Origin of the sequence: Micromonospora luteifusca (assembly GCF_016907275.1) — a bacterium.
Classification (GTDB): Bacteria; Actinomycetota; Actinomycetes; order Mycobacteriales; family Micromonosporaceae; genus Micromonospora; species Micromonospora luteifusca.
The window spans coordinates 6775469-6794469 of the sequence record NZ_JAFBBP010000001.1 but is presented as its reverse complement, the minus strand read 5'-3'; the positions used below and the strand labels follow the sequence as shown (position 1 = coordinate 6794469).

At 68.6% G+C, this 19001-nt stretch carries 22 protein-coding genes; 10 read left to right on the top strand and 12 right to left on the bottom strand.

All coding sequences use genetic code 11. The annotated features are described in order from the left end of the window. Positions 1-44 precede the first annotated feature (44 nt). A complete protein-coding gene (locus JOD64_RS30795; protein ID WP_204945488.1) occupies positions 45-989 on the bottom strand; it encodes an acyltransferase domain-containing protein in 945 nt (314 codons plus the stop codon). Between the two features lie 68 nt (positions 990-1057). Beyond that, positions 1058-1642 (bottom strand): hypothetical protein, encoded by a 585-nt coding sequence (locus tag JOD64_RS30790; RefSeq protein WP_239559733.1) that lies wholly within the window; start codon positions 1640-1642, stop codon positions 1058-1060. A gap of 104 nt (positions 1643-1746) precedes the next feature. Here JOD64_RS30790 and JOD64_RS30785 point away from each other — a divergent pair, with 104 nt between their 5' ends. Then, on the top strand, positions 1747-2655 hold the full coding sequence (locus JOD64_RS30785; protein ID WP_204945486.1) for an NAD-dependent epimerase/dehydratase family protein: 909 nt from the start codon (positions 1747-1749) through the stop codon (positions 2653-2655). A 1-nt stretch (position 2656) separates the two neighbouring features. On the opposite strand, the gene JOD64_RS30780 is transcribed toward JOD64_RS30785, so the two are convergent. Together JOD64_RS30780 and JOD64_RS30775 are read right to left on the bottom strand one after the other, a co-directional pair. Further along, the gene (locus JOD64_RS30780; protein WP_204945485.1) at positions 2657-3106 is read right to left on the bottom strand and encodes a GNAT family N-acetyltransferase; all 450 of its coding nucleotides are present in this window, start codon (positions 3104-3106) and stop codon (positions 2657-2659) included. A 26-nt stretch (positions 3107-3132) separates the two neighbouring features. After that, positions 3133-4029, bottom strand: a complete 897-nt coding sequence (locus tag JOD64_RS30775; RefSeq protein ID WP_204945484.1) for a LysR family transcriptional regulator — start codon at positions 4027-4029, stop codon at positions 3133-3135. A gap of 166 nt (positions 4030-4195) precedes the next feature. On the opposite strand from JOD64_RS30775, the gene JOD64_RS30770 reads away from it, so the two are divergent. Further along, complete coding sequence (locus JOD64_RS30770; RefSeq protein WP_204945483.1) at positions 4196-4915, top strand: SDR family oxidoreductase; 720 nt, start codon at positions 4196-4198, stop codon at positions 4913-4915. A 33-nt stretch (positions 4916-4948) separates the two neighbouring features. Here the strand turns inward: JOD64_RS30770 and JOD64_RS30765 are convergent, their stop codons facing one another. Further along, the gene (locus JOD64_RS30765; RefSeq protein WP_204945482.1) at positions 4949-5389 is read right to left on the bottom strand and encodes a VOC family protein; all 441 of its coding nucleotides are present in this window, start codon (positions 5387-5389) and stop codon (positions 4949-4951) included. A 113-nt stretch (positions 5390-5502) separates the two neighbouring features. After that, positions 5503-6429 (bottom strand): MBL fold metallo-hydrolase, encoded by a 927-nt coding sequence (locus JOD64_RS30760; RefSeq protein WP_204945481.1) that lies wholly within the window; start codon positions 6427-6429, stop codon positions 5503-5505. Positions 6430-6453: 24 nt separating this feature from the next. On the opposite strand from JOD64_RS30760, the gene JOD64_RS30755 reads away from it, so the two are divergent. After that, on the top strand, positions 6454-7149 hold the full coding sequence (locus tag JOD64_RS30755) for a 4a-hydroxytetrahydrobiopterin dehydratase family protein (protein ID WP_204945480.1): 696 nt from the start codon (positions 6454-6456) through the stop codon (positions 7147-7149). 23 nt (positions 7150-7172) lie between these two features. On the opposite strand, the gene JOD64_RS30750 is transcribed toward JOD64_RS30755, so the two are convergent. Further along, positions 7173-7895, bottom strand: coding sequence for a nucleoside/nucleotide kinase family protein (locus JOD64_RS30750; RefSeq protein WP_204945479.1), 723 nt, complete (start codon positions 7893-7895; stop codon positions 7173-7175). 518 nt (positions 7896-8413) lie between these two features. Here JOD64_RS30750 and JOD64_RS30745 point away from each other — a divergent pair. Next, a complete protein-coding gene (locus JOD64_RS30745; protein ID WP_204945478.1) occupies positions 8414-9121 on the top strand; it encodes a hypothetical protein in 708 nt (235 codons plus the stop codon). 42 nt (positions 9122-9163) lie between these two features. Here the strand turns inward: JOD64_RS30745 and JOD64_RS30740 are convergent, their stop codons facing one another. Next, a complete protein-coding gene (locus tag JOD64_RS30740) occupies positions 9164-9517 on the bottom strand; it encodes a DUF6204 family protein (RefSeq protein ID WP_204945477.1) in 354 nt (117 codons plus the stop codon). A 441-nt stretch (positions 9518-9958) separates the two neighbouring features. Here JOD64_RS30740 and JOD64_RS30735 point away from each other — a divergent pair, with 441 nt between their 5' ends. Both JOD64_RS30735 and JOD64_RS30730 read left to right on the top strand, forming a co-directional pair. Beyond that, complete coding sequence (locus JOD64_RS30735; protein WP_239561937.1) at positions 9959-10651, top strand: alpha/beta hydrolase; 693 nt, start codon at positions 9959-9961, stop codon at positions 10649-10651. Between the two features lie 143 nt (positions 10652-10794). Next, a complete protein-coding gene (locus tag JOD64_RS30730) occupies positions 10795-11232 on the top strand; it encodes a DUF4259 domain-containing protein (protein WP_204945475.1) in 438 nt (145 codons plus the stop codon). 18 nt (positions 11233-11250) lie between these two features. On the opposite strand, the gene JOD64_RS30725 is transcribed toward JOD64_RS30730, so the two are convergent. From JOD64_RS30725 to JOD64_RS30710, 4 genes are all read right to left on the bottom strand, one after another. Then, a complete protein-coding gene (locus JOD64_RS30725; RefSeq protein WP_204945474.1) occupies positions 11251-12147 on the bottom strand; it encodes an RNA polymerase sigma-70 factor in 897 nt (298 codons plus the stop codon). 213 nt (positions 12148-12360) lie between these two features. Further along, positions 12361-13557, bottom strand: a complete 1197-nt coding sequence (locus JOD64_RS30720) for an NAD(P)/FAD-dependent oxidoreductase (protein WP_204945473.1) — start codon at positions 13555-13557, stop codon at positions 12361-12363. A gap of 95 nt (positions 13558-13652) precedes the next feature. Continuing rightward, the gene (locus JOD64_RS30715) at positions 13653-14039 is read right to left on the bottom strand and encodes a DoxX family protein (protein WP_204945472.1); all 387 of its coding nucleotides are present in this window, start codon (positions 14037-14039) and stop codon (positions 13653-13655) included. Between the two features lie 312 nt (positions 14040-14351). Then, on the bottom strand, positions 14352-15686 hold the full coding sequence (locus JOD64_RS30710; RefSeq protein WP_204945471.1) for an erythromycin esterase family protein: 1335 nt from the start codon (positions 15684-15686) through the stop codon (positions 14352-14354). A gap of 157 nt (positions 15687-15843) precedes the next feature. On the opposite strand from JOD64_RS30710, the gene JOD64_RS30705 reads away from it, so the two are divergent. The 4 genes from JOD64_RS30705 to JOD64_RS30690 all read left to right on the top strand — a co-directional run bounded on the left by JOD64_RS30705 (position 15844) and on the right by JOD64_RS30690 (position 18998). Next, positions 15844-16716: a LysR family transcriptional regulator gene (locus tag JOD64_RS30705; protein WP_204945470.1), complete on the top strand. Its 873-nt coding sequence runs from the start codon at positions 15844-15846 to the stop codon at positions 16714-16716. Between the two features lie 79 nt (positions 16717-16795). Further along, the gene (locus JOD64_RS30700) at positions 16796-17431 is read left to right on the top strand and encodes a class I SAM-dependent methyltransferase (protein WP_204945469.1); all 636 of its coding nucleotides are present in this window, start codon (positions 16796-16798) and stop codon (positions 17429-17431) included. A gap of 11 nt (positions 17432-17442) precedes the next feature. Continuing rightward, on the top strand, positions 17443-18351 hold the full coding sequence (locus JOD64_RS30695; RefSeq protein ID WP_204945468.1) for a helix-turn-helix domain-containing protein: 909 nt from the start codon (positions 17443-17445) through the stop codon (positions 18349-18351). 65 nt (positions 18352-18416) lie between these two features. Further along, entirely contained in the window at positions 18417-18998 is a 582-nt protein-coding gene (locus JOD64_RS30690; RefSeq protein WP_204945467.1) for a dihydrofolate reductase family protein, read from the top strand. Positions 18999-19001: the final 3 nt, after the last annotated feature.

Genomic DNA, 19001 nt, shown 5'->3' with positions numbered 1-19001 from the left:
GCCCGGCCCGGTCGGTGACCAGGCCGGGCCCGCCGACCGGCGGACTAGATCGGGAAGCGGCCGTGCCGCCAGTGCCAGTGCCGGCCGGCCCTGAGGTGGTCGATGATCGCGCGCTGGAGCACGGTGCGGCGGGGCAACTGGTCGAGCGGCGTGCTCAGGGTGCGGAACACGAAACGCCGCACCTCGACGTCGGCGTCCGGACCGTCCTGCTCCTCATAGGGGGCCAGCTCGAACATCTGCTGGAACCGGGCGATGTTGGAGCCTTCGGGTAGGTACTCCAGCAACTGTGGGTCAAGTAGCCATGAGCCGCAGGAGAACGCGGTGTAGGGCTCGTCGGGGAAGTGGCGCGGGAAGAACGCACGGGCGTCGTCGAGCGACGCCGCGACCGCCTCCGGGCTCAGCGGTCCCGTATCGGGGACGTGCAGGCCGATGGCCGCGTCGCCACGGTGGTGTTGCAGCCGGCCCAGCTCGTAGACGCTGCCGCGCACGTGCAGCGTCAGCCAACTCTGCATCACCGGCCAGCCCTCGCGGCGCATCCGCCGGTCGATGGCGAGGTTGCGGCCCAGGTCCGCGAGGCTCAACCACGACACGGCATCGGGGATGCCGTGGTCGCGGTGGTAGCCCCGGGCGACGTCGACCAGAGCCAGGTACGCGTACACATAGAGATGCTGCCAGGCGGGACCCTGTTCGCGCGGCAGCTCCGGACCGGGCGACAGCCAGCCGTGACCGCCGAGATCGGCGCGGACCAGGGCGATCGAGCGGTCGAGCAGCCAGCGCAGCTCCGGAGTCCACAATGGCGAGTCGGGGTCGGGCCAGCCCGCCATGATCTCGGCGGCGTCATCCGGTCGCACCGCGAGCCGGGCGAGGATCGCGGGCGCGTCGGCCTTCGCGGGCAGCGGAGCCGACGGCCGGTCGCCGGCCAGGCGATGCACCCGGTCAACGTCCTCGACGGGCACCCCGAGCCGAGCGGCGATAGCGTCCAGATCCACGCCGACGACCCTACCGGCGAGGGCCTCCGTGGTGGGCGCCCGGAACGTGAAAGCCCCCCTGTGCGGACTCAGGAGTCCGCCGGCACCCCGGCTTCGAGCTGGCCGATCATCGGCACGAGAAGGTCGTTGAGTTCCCGAACGAGCACCACGACGGCCCGACGCGCCGCGGACGCGACATCGTCGTCCGGCCCTTCGGGCGCCGGCGGCAGGTTGTCGAGCGGGACCGGGGCCTCCACCTGAAGCAGCGCGCGCAGATGCGGGCTGCGCGTCTGATCCTGCTGCGTCGGTGTCGTGAACTGACCGAAGACCTGGGGCCAGTCCCGCCAACCACGGTCACGCTGCCACTGTTTCGTCCAGGTGAGTTCGGCCGGCCAGCGGGACACCACCGTCACCGCGCAGACCATGCTGCCGTCCCACGGGCTGCGGGCGCAGGTCGCCGCGACAATCCGCCGATGCCAGCGGACGAAGCCGGGCGACAGCTCGCTGGCCACCCGCCAGGCCGTCGCCGCGAACGCGACCGGCGCGAAATCGTTCCAGCTGTCGGCGAACTCGTCGATCCGGGCGATCACCTCGGCCTCGTACCGGCCGCGCCCGTCGGTGCCGCGCTCGCGGTCGAACTGCTCGTCCAGCCAGAAGGCGCGCGGCTCCGGCATCCTCAACCCCGTTTCACGACGATGCGTCCAGCACCTCGAACCTATCCGACTGCCGACGGGTTCGAGGCTTGACAGGCAGTGGGCTCAGGAGTGGACGATCAGGTGTGCGAATTCTTGTGGTAGGTGGCAGTGGTCTGATCGGCGCTCACGTGGTGGACGTGCTGCGCGAGCGCGGTCATACGGCGACCACCGTGGCGCGTACCGCCCATCCGGGTGTCGATCACCTGCTCGATGCCGGGTCGGCCTCGATCGACGAACTGCGCGCGCTGCTCACCGGTCAGGACGGCGTCGTGTACGCGACGCGCACCGACGAGCAACGGCCGCTGCCCAAGCCGATTTACCCGGCGTTTCGCCGCGACAACGTCGAGCCGTTGGTGCGCCTGTTCGCCGCCGCCCGTCAGGAGGGTCTCACCCGCGGGGTCGTCATGGGCTCCTACTACACCTATTTCGACCGGCTCCACCCGCAGTGGCGGCTCGCCGAGCAGCACACGTACATCCGGTGCCGTCTGGAGCAGGCCCGGGAGGGGCGCGCCGCCGCAGGCCCGGGCCTGCCGGTCGCCGTACTCGAACTGCCCTTCGTCTTCGGCCGGGCCGGTGACCGGCTGCCGAACTGGGCCGGGCCGCTGGACCGGTGGGCGCGCTCGCGTACCCCTCTGGTCGCCCCGACCGGCGGGAGCGCCGCGGCCTCGGCCCGCAGCGTCGCCGAGGTCGCGGTGGATGCCCTGGAACAGGCCAGCGGCGCGGACATCCCGGTCGCCGACGAGAACCTCACCTGGGCCGACATGATCGGGCGCATCTCCGAGGCGGTCGGCCGGCGCCGACGGGTCGCCCGCCTGCCGGCCGGTGCGGCGAAGGTCGCCCTGCGGCTCGGCGGTGCGATGCAGGCCCTCGGCCGTAAGGAGTCGGGCATCAACCTCAGCCACCTCGCCGACCTCCTGCTCGCCGAGCTGTTCATCGAGCCGACGACCGGCCGGTCGCTGGGTCCGGCGCTGCGTGAGACCTTCCCCGACTGACCTAGCCCTGGGGTGCCGGTGGTCGGGCGAGATACGCGGTCTTGACGTCGGCGGAGAAACCGCAGGCTCGGTAGAAGCCGTGGGTGGCGGGGTTGCGCGAGCCCGTCATCAGCATGGCCTTGTAGCAGCCCGCATCCCAGGCGGCCTGGAGCGTGTCGGCCATGATCTGGCGCCCCAGACCGGTGCCTCGCCGCGATTTCTCGACGACGACGTTCTCGATGACGGCGTAGGGCGATGCCGACCGGCTGAGATTGGGGATCACGTTGAGGTACGTCGTGGCGACGACAACCCCGTCCAGTTCGAGGACGAAGAGACGCAGCGCTGGAGAGGCGAGGATCTCCTGGAAGGCCGCCGCGTCAGACCCATCATCCAGAACCGGATCGTCGGGGTTCAGCTGCCGGTAGAGGCGGATGATCTGCGCGAAGTCACCGGGTCGGGCCGTACGGAACATGAATGGAGCCTAAGCACCGACCGTCCCTAATCGCGGGTCGCCCGAGGCGTGCGGTCCGCCGCCTGCGCCTGCCGCGCCGCGATCTCGACGAATTCCCGCACCAGCGGCGACCGATTGTCCTCGGCCCAGGCCAGGCACACCTGGTTGTGCCCGAGATCGTCGACGGGCACATGGACGACGTCCGGCCTGGTGTAAAACGTCGCGGTCGACAGCGGCAGGATCACCATCCCGGCATACGCGGCCACGTGCTCCAGCTTCTCCTCGACAGAGTTCAGCTCGGGTCGGGGGCGGGGGTCGGAATCCATCGGGCGGTTCGGCAGGTCCCGCCACTCGGGCACCGCGTTCGGGTCCTGGAGCAGCCGCTCCTCGACCAGCTCAGCGAGGTCGACCGCCTCCTTGCCGGCCAGCCGGTGCTCCTGGGGCAGGACTACGACACGGGGTTCGGTGAACAGTGGACGCAGGCTCAGGCCACGCTGGTCGATCGGAAGCCGCACGTAACTGACGTCGGCACGCCCCTCGCGCACCACCTCGGCCTGGTCGTTCCACGAGGTGCGAACGACACCGACGGACAGGTCGGGATGGAGGTCGGCGATCGCGCGAGCCTCGGCGGTGACGATGATGCCGGGCATGAACGCGATGGTGAACGTCGGCCTACCGTGCGCGGCCTGTTGCACCCGCCGACGCAGTGCCTCGGCCGAGGCGAGCAGCGGACGAGCGTCGGCCAACAGTTGGTGGCCGGCCTCGGTCAGTGCGGTGGAGCGACGGTCCCGGACGAAGAGCTCGGCGCGGAGCTCATGCTCGAAAGCCCGGATCTGGCGCGACAGGACCGGCTGGGCGATGTGCAGGCGGGCCGCGGCCCGGCCGAAGTGCAGCTCCTCGGCGACCGCCACGAAGTAGCGGAGCTTCCGCAGATCGACGTCCATCCGGCCCCCGTACGGTTCACGCTTCCGGCCGCCCCAGGATACGCACCGGGTATGACCAGGTTAATGCCCGTTGGGCATCACAGCAGGTGAAAGAGGTCTTGGACGTGGGCGTCGTGGCCGACGCATGGTGGGAACCGTTCCACCACGAATCCGGAAGGACACGATCATGAACCTCAGCGAGCAGCGCGTCGTCGTACTCGGCGGAACCTCGGGAATCGGGCTCGCCACCGCCACCCGGGCCGCCCGCGAGGGCGCCCAGGTTGCGGTCGCCTCCAGCAACCAGCGCAGCGTGGACCGCGCCCTGGCGACCCTGCCGGCCGGCAGCCAAGGGTACGCCGCCAACCTCACCGACCCCGGCGACGTGGCCCGACTGTTCCAGCGTCTCGGCGCGTTCGACCACCTCGTCTACACCGCCGGTGAACCGCTCGCGCTGATGTCCGTCGACGCCCTCGACCTCTCCGCCGCCCGTACCGCCTTCGACCTGCGCTATTTCGGTTCCCTGTCGGCGGTCAACGCGGCGCTCCCGTACCTGCGCCCAGGCGGGTCGATCACCCTCACCACCGGCACCGCCAACCACCGGCCGAGTGCCGGCTGGTCGGTGGCGGCCAGCATCACCGGGGCGATCGACGCGCTGGTCCGCGCGCTCGCCGTCGAACTCGCCCCGCTCCGGGTCAACGCCGTCTCCGCCGGAGTGATCCGCTCGCCGCTCTGGGACCCGCTGCCGCAGGAAACCCGAGAGCAGATGTACGCCCAGCTCAGCGAGTCGCTTCCGCTCGGTCGGGTGGGCGAGCCGGAGGAGGTCGCCGAGGCGTTCGTGTACCTCCTGCGGGCGACCTACGCCACCGGCACGGTGGTGACCGTCGACGGCGGCACCCTGGTCGCGTGACCCCGACCCTCGGCGGACGCCCCGCCGGGACTGTCACCTGAGCTGTTCGGCCAGTCCGACGAGGATGCCCTCGGGGCCTCGGACGTAGCAGAGCCGATAGATGTCCTCGTACTGTGCCAGCTCCCCGACGAGTTCGGCCCCGTGGTTGCGCAGCCGGGCGATGACGTCCTCGATGTCGTCGACGGCGAACATGATGCGGCGAATGCCCAACGTGTTCGCCGGTGCGTCCTTCGGCTCGGCGGTGACCGCCTCAGGGGTATGGAACATCGCCAGTTCGACCTTGCCATGGCCGTCCGGGGTCCGCAGCATCGCGACCTCCTGCCGGACGTCGTCGATCCCGATGACACGCTCGACCCAACGCCCCTCGGCGGGCCCTCGGCCCTCCAGCTCCATACCGAGTTCGACGAAGAACGAGATGACCGCGTCAAGGTCCTCGACAACGATGAGGACGTTGTCCATCCGCTGGATCGCCATGCTGAATCTCCTCAGGCTGGTGCGGCCACGGTCGCCACATCCTCTCCTGGAACCGAGCCGCCCGGCATTCCCGACATGCTGCGCCGTAGCCTGCCGTCCACGCCTCGAACGACTCAGCCCGAGCCTGTCCTGCGCAGGTAGGCCTCGGCCAACTGGCGAAGGCGGGTCCTGTCGAAGCTGTGCCCGTGGCCGGGATGGACGACGGACACGTCGAGGTCGGCGAGGAACTCCATGCTTCGCCGGTAGGCAGCCACGTCGGAGTTCGGCAGGTTGTCGATCAAGTAACCGTCGTAGATGATGTCGCCGGAGTACAGCGTCCCGGTACGCTCCTCCAACAGCGCGATGCTTCCCGGTGTGTGCCCGGGAAGGTGCAGCACGGTCAGTTCGCGCCCGCCCAGGTCGATCCGGTCGCCGTCGTCGAGCATCCGGCTCACGGTCATGGGCTCGACGCGGTAGGCAGCCGGGTCGTAGCCGGGACTCGGCAGGACGTCGATCATGAGCTCCGGGACTGGTTCGCCCGCTGCGTCGATCCCGAGTTTGTCGTAGAGCTCCGCGCCGTACAGGCTCGCTGGCACACCCGTCGCCAAGAGCTCCGCCTCGGCGGGGTGGGCGGCCCGGTCAGCGAACTCCGCCGCCCCACCCACGTGATCGAGGTGCGCGTGGGTGAGCAGGACCATCGGATCACGCTCGAACAGGCCCGGAATTGCCTCCCGCAAGGCGACGACACCGAGCCCGGCATCGATCACCATGTCGCGATCGTTGCCGCGCAACCACCAGAAGTTCGCCGACAGCAGCTCGTTGACGTGCGGTTCCGAGATCCGAATGATGTCGCCACCCGCATCGGCCTGCGTATACCAGTCGACCATGTCCGCAAGTGTGCCAGTGCGGCGATGCCGTTTCGATCCCTGTCGGCAGAGGTGTCGCCGCCACATCCCGAATCCCAGCAAGCCATAAGCCGCGCCGATGATGAGCGGTGCGCGCAGGTCCCCGTCGGGCGCAATAGCTTCCCAAACGAAGGCCATCACCACCACTACGGCCATTGGGGCGCATGTGAGGATGCCGACATGGAACAGACACTGAGTCGGCGGGCGGCCTCGGACGCGATCAGCGACCAGGGATGGCGGTATTTGTTGGGCGCTTTGCGCACGTCGGTCCGCGTCGGCTCATTGGTCCAGGCAACCGAGGTGGCGGCGCGCGTGGTGGCGGCATGCGGTAGCGACGCCGATGGGCACCTACGCGTCGACATCCGGCCAGACCGGGTCGTGTTGACCCTGCAGTCGGTGGATCAGGCGGCGCTTACCGCTTGCGATATCGACCTTGCGCATCGGCTTTCCGCCGCCATGCGGAACGTCGGGCTACGGACGGAGCCTGAGATTGGTACGGGAGCGCCGAGGTCGGTCCAGCTCGTGGAGATCGCCATCGACGCGCTCGACATCGCAGCGGTCCGGCCGTTCTGGAAGGCCGTGCTGGGCTACACGGCCGAGGCGGGAGCCGACGGTCCCAAGGATCCGATCGTCGACCCGGTTGGGCAGGGTCCGGCGATGTGGTTTCAGCAAATGGATCAGCCACGCCCGGGCCGGAATCGCATCCACTTCGACATCTGTGTCCCGCACGACGAGGCACCACGGCGGATCGAAGCCGCGCTGACGGCCGGTGGCCGGCTCGTGTCCGCGTCCCATGCTCCCGCCTACTGGGTTCTCGCCGATATCGAGGGTAACGAGGCTTGTGTGACAACCTGGCAGGGCCGAGACGACTCGTAGACCGGGCCGACCGCCGTTCGTACTCACTTGGCCGGCGGTTGACCCCGCTCCCCGTGGCTGTCCGGTTCGGCATCGGCGGCCCAGCACAGCATGGTGGGGTTGAGTGGGTTGCCCATGTCGAGCACGATGTCTGCTCGGTCAAGTGGCTGCGCCTCTGCGCGGTACAACTCCTGCCCGGGCAGGTACCGGCCGTGGTACCGCTGTTCCACGGCAGCCGCCGAGCCGAACAGGTCAAGATCGCGTTTCAGGGCACGCCGCAGTGTCACCTCTGGTGCGACGTGCAGGTATAGCGCCACGTCCCAGTAGTCGCGCAGTTCAGGGCGTAGGAGGAAGACGCCGTCGAACAGCAGGATCCCACGGGCCGGGGCTCGCTGGTACGTCGGCGGCACAGGCTCGTCAGCTCGATAGTCGTACGTTGCGGGGAGGTAGCGTCCGTCGCCTCCGGGTCCAAGCGGGCGCAGGACGGAGTCGATGATGGTGTCGTTGTCGAACGAGTCCCGGTGGTAGCCCTCGGCGGACAAGGAGCCGCGTTGTCGACGCGCAGCTGCCGGTCGGTGGAAGCGGTCCACGCTGAGCCGGATCACTTCCCGCTGTTGGCCCAACAGGTGGGCGAGGTTGTCCGCCAGACGGGTTTTCCCCGCAGCGTCGGGCCCGTCGATGGCCACTCGCAACGTGTGTGACACTCGGCATCGCCCGAGGTACTTGGCCAGGCGTACCAGCACCTGCTCACGTTGGCTCAGCTGCACAGGCCGCATGCTATGCCCGGCTCTGACGGCGATCAGAGCTCGACAGCGACCGCTCCCAGGTCTGCCATGCGCGCAGACTAGTTGCCTCCTGAGCAGTTGTGTAGCCGGACGTGTCACCCGCGTCCCGAGACCTGACCGGATGCTCAGCGGGCTGTGACGGCTCCTCTTCTGTCAGCGCCACGTGGTTGGATGCAGGCCGGTGATCAAGAGAGGGAACCATGACGCGCAGCACCCCACCGCGTCCGTTGGATGTGGTCTCGTTGTTTCCGGAACTGGCAGCGAAGGCCAGGACCGCCACCCGCCTTCATCCCCGCCCAGGAGACCCGACCGTGCATGACAGCTCGGTGGGTGGGCCCTTGCTGTGGCCGGTAGGCGAGGCCTGGCCGACATGCAGCGACGAGCACGAGCCGTACGAGTTGACGACCCTGGAGGACGTCCGCACGCGTCGACGGATCCTCGCCGCGGCGTGGCAACGGCCCAGGCCGCCGGGAACGAATCTGCTCACTGGCGATGAGAAGGTGGTCATCGACCGCGTAGCTGCCGGTTACGACCCGGCGCTGCTGCCGGCGGAGCCGCTGCCGCTCATCCCGCTGGCGCAGCTCTACGCCCGGGACGTCCCTGATCTGCCCTGTCCGGATGGCATGGACATGCTTCAGGTGCTGTGGTGCCCGTTCGACGAAATCATGGATGCGCGGTCGGCGGTGCACCTACGGTGGCGGCGGTCCACAAGCGTGCGGAAGCTGCTGATGCACCCGCCCGAGCCGGCCTTCGTCGGCCAGGGCTATTACGTGCCGGAACCTTGCGTCTTGCACCCGGAGCAGGTCATCGAGTACCCGGCTTATCACGAGCTGGATGACAAGCTGGCGGACCGCATCATCTCGCGGGAGAGGGAGCTCCTCCAGTCACCGGACGAGAAGCATCCGGGTTACCGGGGCGATCTGTCCATCGCTCCCGGTTGGAAGGTCGGTGGCTGGTCCGCTTTCTTCACCTTCCGGAGCCCGGCGGGCCCTGATGAGCTCCGGTGCTGCGGCGCTCCGCTCGAACCCCTTCTCACCATCCCCAGCGACGAATGGGACGGCGACACCCGAAGCTGGCGTCCCATCACTGCCGAGGACGAGTCGGTCGACCACACCCCGACCCAGGTGGAGATTGGCCGTGGCTACACACTCCAGGTCTACCGGTGCACCGCCTCGCAGGAGCACCCACCGGTCACCATCATGCAGTGACTGAGTCGATGCACTCGCAGCCCGCTCCGGGCAGGCTGGCGCTCATACGTGGTGGTACGAGTGTCGGTGATCCCGCCGGCGGATCTTGATGTCGTCGAGGTCGGTCGACACCGACTTGAGGTCGCGGTAGCCGGCACCGATTCCCGAGACGGCGGCTGCCGCGAGCGCTTCCGCCTTGCCAATCACGTTCGCTTCCCGATCCTCGTCGCTGGCCGGAACCAGACAGCGGAAGGTGAAGGCGAGCAGGGACCGCTCGTAGGTCACGGTGCCTTCCTCGGTGAACTTCGCCCGAAACACGTCGTGTTCGTCAGCCTTGGCGAGCAGCGCGGCCCGCTGCTCGTCATCGAGTTGCGCGAACTTGCCGCGCACGATGACCTGGTATGTCTTGCGGGCCATTGCCTGGGGGCCTCCGGTTTCGGCTGGGCATCACGACATCGGTCGGCGGGCTGGCGCGGCCGCAAGGGCGGCGGCAGGTCGCGCCGCCATGCCGCTGGCCGACCAGTACGGCGCTGGCGACCCTACCGAGAGGAACACAGGAACGCCTGGGTATTTCACAGCCATAGTGGGCTCACCCCGGGGTGGACGGGCCGGCACGCCGCCACCTGTCGGCTCAAACACCTCGCCGTTGCCGCAGGCCCCGGATGCCGAGGATGCATCCCCACCTGCTGCGGCTGGCCTCCGGGACCTGGCCGGCGCTCGCGGCTCCGCCGACGAACGGGCGCCGCGTGCCGGGCGCAGATGCGGGCGCGGTCCTGTTCCATCCGGCATGGACGGCTCGGGTAGCGGACGGCAGACAGCGTCGTCGATGATGAACGGGTGAAGACTGGGTTCGTGCTGATGCACAGCCTGTTGCTGGGTCCTCGGACGTGGACACCCGTGGCGGCCCGGCTCGCAAGTCTGGGCGCCGAGACGGTTGTGCCATCGCTGATCGACGTGGCCGACGAAGACGACCCCCCGTTCTGGCCGCGAATCAGCGCGGCCATCAACGAAAGCCTCTCCCACCTACCGCAGGATCAGCCAATCGTGTTGGTAGCGCACAGCAACGCCGGTCTGCTGGTCCCGGTTGCCGTGCAGGCGGCGCGGCGTCCGGTCGTCGGATGTCTCTTCGTTGATGCCCGTCTGCCCCCGCGGGCCGGAGCCACGCCCGCCGCATCACCCGAGCGGCTGACCCACCTGCGGACGAAGGTCACGCGGGGTCGGCTGCCGCAGTGGACGACGTGGTGGGACGAGGAGGACGTCGCATCGCTGTTCCCCGACCCCGAGACCAGGTGGGCCGTCTCGGCCGAGCAGCCCAGGCTTCCGATCAGCTACTACGAGCAACACATTCCTGTCCCCGCGGGCTGGGACCATCGGCCATGTGGGTATCTGCTGTTCGGGCCGCCGTACGACCGCATGGCGCAGGAGTCGCGCAAGCGCGGGTGGGGCGTAGCCGAGGTGCCCGGTGGACATCTGCACCAACTCGTCGATCCAGACGCGGTTGCCGCGCGGATCGTTGCCATGACCACAACGTGGAGTTCCCCAGCCGGCTGAGCCGACACGCGCTCATGCGGCAGCGTCCGCAGGGCTCAGTGGTGACATCCAGACCGGATTCGAGCGCCTCGTACGCTTGGGGCGTCCGGATTGGTCCTCGAGTGGGCGGTAACCGGCCCGTACCGCCTCCAGGAGAGGGTGTCGTGGGAACGTTCGGAACCGGGCCATTCAGCAGCGACGGTGCCCTGGACTTCCTCGAAGAACTCGCCGAACGGCCGCCAGAGCAGCAACTCGACGCACTCCGGCACATGTTCACCTACGTCCGGGACAACCGCGACCTCCTCTGGCGGGAGTTCTTCCCGGACGAGGTCGTCGCCGCGGCAGCACTCGTCGCCGCGACGGTTCCCGGCGGGGAGCACCTACGACACCGCGTGACGGAACTGGTGGAGCTGTCGGACGAGACAGAGATCGCGCTGCTTCCCGCGTCGACGTCGGGCGTCGCCGCCCCCGCACTGGAGGCGTTGCTCTTTGTCGCCGGTCCCGACGGGGCGTGGCATCAGGGGTGGACCACCGAAGCGGACCGACTCGACGCGCAACAGACCATCCACGATCTCGTGGCCATCCTCCGGACAGCGACCTAGCCGAACCCCTCACGCAGTTCATCGCAGGGTGAGCGGGGTCTCGGCTTCGACGCGGGTCAGCTTCTCCGGGTTGCGGACGTAGTACAGGCCGGTGATGCGGGCGTTCTCGACGCGGATCGCCATGACGCCGTCGATCTCCCCGTCCAGGCGTACGAGGAGTGCCGGGTTGCCGTTGACCACGGTCGGTTCACCAGTGAGCGTGCCTTCAACCTTGCCTAGACCACCGAAGAACATGCGGACCACCTTCTCAGCGCCGGTGATCGGCCGCAGCGCGGCCTGCTTGACGCCGCCGCCGTCGCCCACCAGGACGACGTCAGGGGCGAGCACGTCGAGGAGGCCCTGTAGGTCCCTGGTTTCGACCGCGCGCTGGAACGCGCCCAGAGCCGCCCGGGTCTCACTCGGGGAGACCACCTCGCGAGGGCGGTGGGCGTCGACGTGCTGGCGGGCGCGGTGCGCGATCTGGCGGACGGCCGCGGGGCTCTTGCCGACGGCGGCTGCGATCTCGTCGTAGCCGATTCCGAAGGCCTCGCGCAGCACGAAGACGGCGCGCTCAGTCGGCGAAAGCCTCTCGAGAACGATCATCAGCGCCATCGACACGCTCTCGGCGAGCTCGACGTCCTCGGCCACGTCCGGCGTGGTGAGCAGCGGCTCGGGCAGCCAGGAGCCGACATATGCCTCCCTGCGGCGCCTCATTGTGCGCAGCCGATTGAGCGACTGCCGGGTCGTGATCCGTACCAGGTAGGCGCGCTGGTCGCGCACCTGTCCCAGGTCGGCCTTGACCCACCGCAGCCAGGTTTCCTGGAGTACGTCTTCGGCGTCGGCCGCGGATCCGAGCATCTCGTATGCGACGGTGAAGAGCAGGTTGCGGTGGGCCACGAAAGTCTCGGTCGCCGAGTCATCGGCGTGGTCGCTCATCTCTCGATCCCTCTCCTTCGCGGCCGGCCCCCGATTGCCGAAGGCATTCAAACGTGCATCCACACAAGGTCCTTTTCGTTGGTAGCTGGCCGTTGCTCAAGGGCCGCCGATGAACGCATGCGTGCTGCGGCGCCCGCAATAAGGGGCGCCGCCTCACGACCTGCGGTCCAGATCCGTTGACGGTCGACCAGACCGGCCACGAATGCCTGGTGGCTAGGCTGCCCGTTCGGCGGTGGCCGGTGCCTCGCCGCGCTTGGCCCGCAGCGACTCTCGGCGCTCGTCATCCTTGACCCAGGTGAGCGAGCCGGGCTTGCGCGCCTCGTCCGCGAGATGCTTAAGCGTGTGCTTGCAAACGAACTCCTTGAGCTTCGCGCCCGGGCGGCCGCCGAGGTAAAACCTATTCGCGGTGTCGTCCTTGGAGGCGAACTGGAAGATGCCGGCGCGACGACCCAGGCTGATGCACTGGCCGAAAAAGCCCAGGTTGATGGGCCTGGGCTGCTCAACCGCGATCCGGGCCAGCACCGTGTCGGCGGCATGTGCGCCGATCCTCGTGGCGGCCTGGCAGCTCATCCGAAACGGCAGGTCCGATGGTGCCGCCGAATCACCGGCCGCGGTGATACGCATGTCGTCCACGCTCGTCAATGTCTCGTCCGTGAGCAGGCGGCCCAAGGCGTCGGTGCTCAGCCCGCTGCGCGCGGCCAGGTCCGGCACGCCGAATCCGGCGGTCCAAATGGTCACCGTGCTCCGCAGCTCGCGGCCGCCGCTGAGCTGCACGGCATCGCGGGTCACGGCCGTCACCTGCGCGTCGGGGCCTTCGAGCACGGTCACGCCGAGTTTGGCCAGCCGCTTGGCAACCGACCGTCGACCCTTCAGGTGTAGGTACGGGCCGAGTACCTCGCCGCAGACCAGGGTCACGGTGCGGCCCTTCTCCGCCAGCTCGGCGGCGGTCTCGATGCCGGTCGGGCCCGCGCCGACAACCGTTACCAGGGCCGTAGTGGGAGCGGCGTCGACGACCGGGCGCAGCCGTTGCGCCTCCTCCAGGCTGGCAATCGGGTAGGCGAACTCGGCCGCTCCGGGCACGCCCGGGTCGGCGCTGCCACTGCCCACCGCGTAGATCAGGTAGTCGTAGCCGACCGTGGCGCCCGTCGCCAACGTCACGCTGCGCCCGGCAGCGTCAATGCCGATCACGGAATCGACCACCAGCCGAACGGCCTCGCCCAGGACGTCTGGGTAGTCGACAACCGCGTCGTCGGACCCGCCCACCAGTTGCTGCAGACGGATCCGCTCGACGAAGGTCGGGCGCGGGTTGATGAGGGTCACTGTCACGTCGTCGCGCTGCGTCAGGCGATTGGCCGCCATGACGCCGGCGTATCCGCCGCCGATCACGACGACATCGGTGTTCCCGGTCATGTTGTCTCCTTTGTTTCGACAGCTTCGGCCTCAGGACGGCGCGGCCGATCGTTGTGATCTGCGTAAGACAGATCGCTCCACAGGCGTGGGTTGGTTCAGCCGGTAAAGGCCTCGGGACCGAAGCGGCCCCACGCGATGAATGCTGCGAGAGCGAGATAGACCGAGACCACCACGACGATCTTGGCGCCGTCGTGGTAGCGCACATGGGTGATTACCGCGCCGACCATCAGCAAGGCCATGCAGACGCCAGTCACCGGTACCAGGACCGGTGCGATGCCGACCACGGCGGGCAGGACCAGGCCAACCGCGGCCAGGAGTTCGAGAACCCCGAGGGTCCTGACGAAGCCAGGGCTGACGTCCTTGACCCACCCCGAGGCGACGCGCTTTTCCAGTTTTTGCTTGCGGACGAACGTCTTGCTGACGCCGCCGCCGAGGGCGACCAGTGCGAGCAGTCCGGCGGCGATCCACAGTGTGAGGTTCAAGGGTTTTCCTTTCGTTTCTGTGTGTTCGGCCTCAAGACACCGCGTTTTCGATCGTTGTGACAGCGCGTGAGCCAGGTCACTTCTCAGGCGTGGGCTCGACATGCGCAGCCCTCACGGTCGGCGCTGCGATCTGGTCCCGCTCCAGGCGGGTCGGTATCCGGATCTGCCGCGGAGCGAGCGTCGCGTCCGGCGAAGGCCATGCGGTGCGCGACAAGGCGGATCTGCGGAGAACAGCGTGCCGGTGCTGTCGTCGTGCGGCGCCGAGACGGGGTGTGCCGCCTCGGCGCCGTGGTGGGCGTTCGCGTGTTCGCGTTAGCGCAGGTGGCCTGCCCGAACGTCGTGCAGGTGGATGAGGATGTCGTACGACCGGGCCAGTGCGGTGAGCGGGTTGTCGGTCGACCAGTACAGGCCGTAGGAGCGGGTGGGCCGGGCGATGTCGAGCCATTCGTGGGCTGCGGACCGGACGGTGCGCATGTCGAGGACGTAGTCGCGACGGTGTACCTGTTCGAGGATGTGCTCGTTGTGCCCGGGCGGCGGCGGCGTGACGGTGTAGGTCTGGGGTTGTTCGGTGAAGAAGTCGGGCAACGCGTTCACGGTGCCCCGGCCGAAGGTCACACCGATGTTGATGTAGTCCCGACCGAGCTTTTCGCGAAGGAAGGATCCGACCGGCTGGGGAAATTCGGCTGGGTCATCGCTGGTGTACGCGACGTGGCCGTTGTTGGAGGCGAGCAGAATCTTGCCGTCATGGTGGTTGAGCCACCAGGCGGTGTTGTCGGCCATCGCGCGGTCGCGGAACCGCATCCGCTCGGAAAACTGCGTGTCCGGGAACGCGTACGCGGTGAAGCTCTGCGCGATCGCGACGGCATTCTGCACCGCCCACGCGTGGGCTCGACTGTCGCGGTGGCCCGCTCGGGTGGGTCGGCCGTGGTCCCGTACGAGGTTGAGCGCCGCGGTGGCGTGATCAGCGTCGGCTTGGCGGGCCTCTTGCGTCTTGGTGAGCTGATCGCGCATCCACGGGCCTGCCTGAAGGTCAGCGGCAGGCTTCAGCGACGAATACAGTGCTTCGATTCGGGCGACGAGTTCGGGCCGTTGGTGACGGAGGTAGCCGGTCACCTCCTGGAAGGGTCTCGGACCGGGGTAACCGAGGTCGTTGCCGACGAAGCGGAGCACGTGCTGTCCACGCCGGCTGGTGTTGTATCGACGCATCCAGGTGATGAGGTCCAGGTATTCCTGGGTGTTCCAGAAGATGTACTGGCCCTGGAACTCCGCACGCATGATCTGCGCCGGGTCACCCACGCCGTTGACCACGTAGTCGTTCAGCCGGAGCCCGGTGTGCCAGCTGGCTTCCAACACGAACGTGGTGAAACCCTTGGCGGCGACGAGGCGCTGGAAGACGTTCTGCTTGAGGGTGAAGAACTCGTGCGCGCTGTGACTGGCCTCGCCGAGTCCGACGACCCGGGCGTCGCCGACCACGCGTGCGAGGTTACTCAGGTCACCCAGCGGGTCGACGTGACGACGGAGCATGGCGACCGGGTCTTCGCTCGCGGCGGCAAGCGCCGGACCGGTGCGTACGCCGATCAGTCCGGTCGCGATCGTCGCGGCGGCGGCGCCGAGCAGACGGCGGCGGCGCGGTGTGTATTGGTTCATGGGAGTCTCCGTTGATGGGTGGATCGCCGGCGGTCGGTTCACGAGGTGACCGCCGGCTGATCGAGTGGCGCCACCAGGGTCCGCCGCGTCGGCCAGTGGATCAACGACAACCTCGGCACCGTACTGTTAAGCGAAACGGAGGTAATCGGGAGGGCTGATGGAGCTGCGCGACATCGAGATCTTCCTCGCGCTGGCAGAGGAGCTGCACTTCGGCCGCACCGCCGAGCGGCTGCGGATCACCCCGGCCCGGGTCAGCCAGTCGATCAAGAAGCAGGAGCGGCGCGTCGGGGCCGCGCTGTTCGACCGCACGACCAGGACCGTCCGGCTGACGCCACTCGGTGTGCGCCTGCATCAACAGCTCAGTGCCGGGTACCGGCAGATCACCGAGGCGATCGAGGACGCCGCCGCGACAACAGGCACGGTGACCGGCGTGGTACGGCTGGGCTGCATGGGTGCGCAGGCCTGGACGATCAAAGCGCTGGTGGACCGGTTTCGGGTGCGTCATCCCGCTGCCGATCTGCGGCTGCGCGAGATTCACCCGACCGCCCCGCTCGACGAACTGCGCTCCGGCGACGTGGACGTCGCGCTGGTCTGGCTGCCGTTGCACGAGCCGGACCTGACCGTCGGGCCGGTGGTCCACACGTCGAATATCCTGCTCGCCATGAGCGCCGGTCATCCGCTCGCCGCGCGGGAATCGGTATGCCTGGAGGACCTCGGCGACTGCACCGTGGTGGACCTTCCGGCGTTGCCGCGCTCGATGGAGGAGGTTTTCCACCCGCTCCACACCCCGTCTGGGCGCTCGATCCCTCGCGGGCCGACCGTCACCAGCTGGCACGAGATACTGTCGACGGTCGCGGCCGGAGAAGTTGTCTCGGGCTCGGCCGGTGAAGCCCTCAGTTTCTACCCATGGCCGGGGATCGTCTACGCCCCCATCCGCGATGCCCCGCCATGCCGGTGGGCATTGGTATGGCGGACAGTCAACGAGACCCCGGCGGTGCGTGCATTGGCCGCAGCCGTCGACTCGACGTAACGATGCCTGCCGCCGCACAGGCCGGGTGGCACGGCCATATCAATCGTCAAACGGCACTGGAACTCGTAGCGTCCTCACAATGGGCAGCGACGACGAGCGTGACGTGGTTCGCCGCGGGTACGACGAACTCTCCTACCACTACCGGGCGGACGATGCTGACGACGGTCAGTACGCTCCCTGGCTGGCCGGCCTGCACCGTCGCCTACCTGCCCCGGCAGCGGTCCTCGACCTCGGATGCGGCTGTGGCGTGCCGGCCGCTCGCTTCCTCGCCGACGCTGGACACCATGTCACCGGCGTCGACATCAGTGATGTGCAGATTGAGCGGGCACGCCGCCTGGTACCCACCGCCACCTTCGTCCGGGCCGACGCCACCCGACTCGACCTGCCGCCGGCCTCGTTCGACGCCGTGGTCTGTCTCTACGCCTTCATCCACATGCCCCTGGCCGGCCAACCGCCACTCATCACGAGCATCGCCCGTTGGCTACGCCCCGGCGGCTGGCTGCTGGCCACCGTCGGCCACAGTGCCTGGACCGGCACGGAAGACGACTGGCTCGGCGGCGGCGCCGCCATGTGGTGGAGTCACGCCGATGCCTCCACCTACCGCTCATGGCTGCAACAGGCAGGACTGACAATCACCGCCGAGGACTTCATTCCAGAAGGCACCAGCGGACACACCCTTTTCTGGGCACAGCGCCCGCACGCGTCGGACCGTTGACTTGCGGCTCGATGCTGGCGGCGAGGCGGCTGGACCATCCCGGCGGGCGCTACCGGCGCGACGTCGGCGATGCTGTGGGCGTGGAGTACGTGTCCAGAGTGCCGCGACCGCCGCTGGACCGGCTGATCGACGACCTCTACTACCTGGAAGGCACGTCGCCGTACGCCCGGCTGACGCTGCCACCAAGTCCGGCGGCGTTGCTCATCATCAACCTCGGCGCGCCGTTCCGCATCCGCGCCGGCACCGACATCGAGACGGCCGAGTACGCCGACGGCTGCGTGATCACCACGCCCACCCGCGCGTGGGAGTTCGGCTACCCGCTCCGGACCCGGTCCGTCGGCGTGCACGTCAAGCCGTGGGGGCTGGCACCGTTCCTGCCGATGCCCGCAGCCGAGCTGTGCGACCGGCCGGTGACGGTAGAGCAGGTGTGGGGCCGGCCCGCCACTGCTGACCTGAGAGACCGGCTGGCCACGGCGGACGGACCGCACGAGATGCTGACGCTGCTCGAGGAGGAGCTGATGCGACGGCTGTGCGAGACCCCCGGCCTGGGGCTGGTCCGCCACACGAGCAGCGTCATCGCGACGACCAACGGGGCGGTGGCGATCGGCGACCTGAGCGTGGCAGCCGGTGTCAGCAGCACTCATCTGGCACAGCGGTTCAAGGAGCTCGTCGGCGTCACGCCGAAGCGGCTGGCCCGCACCCACCGCTTCGCCGCCACCATGCTCGCGATCGACTTCGCCGAACCGATCGACTGGGGCGGCGTCGCCAGTGACGCTGGGTACTTCGACCAGGCCCACTTCGGCCACGAGTTCCGGGCGTTCACCGGGCTCACGCCGACCCGGTACGTCGAAGTCCGGCAGCGGTTCCTGCGCGAACATCCCGGCCACACGCTGGACGGCTGGCCGCTGCCGGCCGATTGATTTCTTACAAGAGCGGCAGCTCAGGACACGCTAATTTGGGGGCACCCCAAAGCAGAGGAGAGCCCGTGGGCAAGGTGGTCATGTACAGCTCGGTGTCGGTGGACGGCTTCATCGCGGACGAGAACGACCAGCCCGGACCGCTGTTCGACTGGTTGCTCAGCGGTGACGTCCCGTTGGACGAGAGCGGCGCGTTGAAGGTGTCCCAGACGTCCTACGACTACACCCGGCCGTACTGGGACCAGATCGGGGCGACGATCGCCGGCCGCCATGTCTTCGACATGACGGACGGCTGGGACGGGAAGCCTCCGGGCGGGATCGACCACGTGGTCGTCGTGACGCACCGGCAGAAGCCCGAGGGCTGGGACCCCGAGGCGCCGTTTCACTTCGTCGACGGCGTCGAGGCAGCCGTGGCCAGGGCGCAGGAGCTTGCGGGTGACCGCATGGTCGAGGTCGCCGCTGGCGACGTCGGTGGCCAGGTGCTTGCCGCGGGCCTGGTCGACGAGGTGCGCATGGACGTCGTACCGGTGGTGTTCGGGTCCGGCAAGCGCTACTTCGGGTCGGTCGACGCGCAGCACCTGTTGGAGGATCCTGACGTGGTGATTCAGGGCAACCGGGTGATTCACCTGCGCTATCGGGTGCGCCGTTGACCG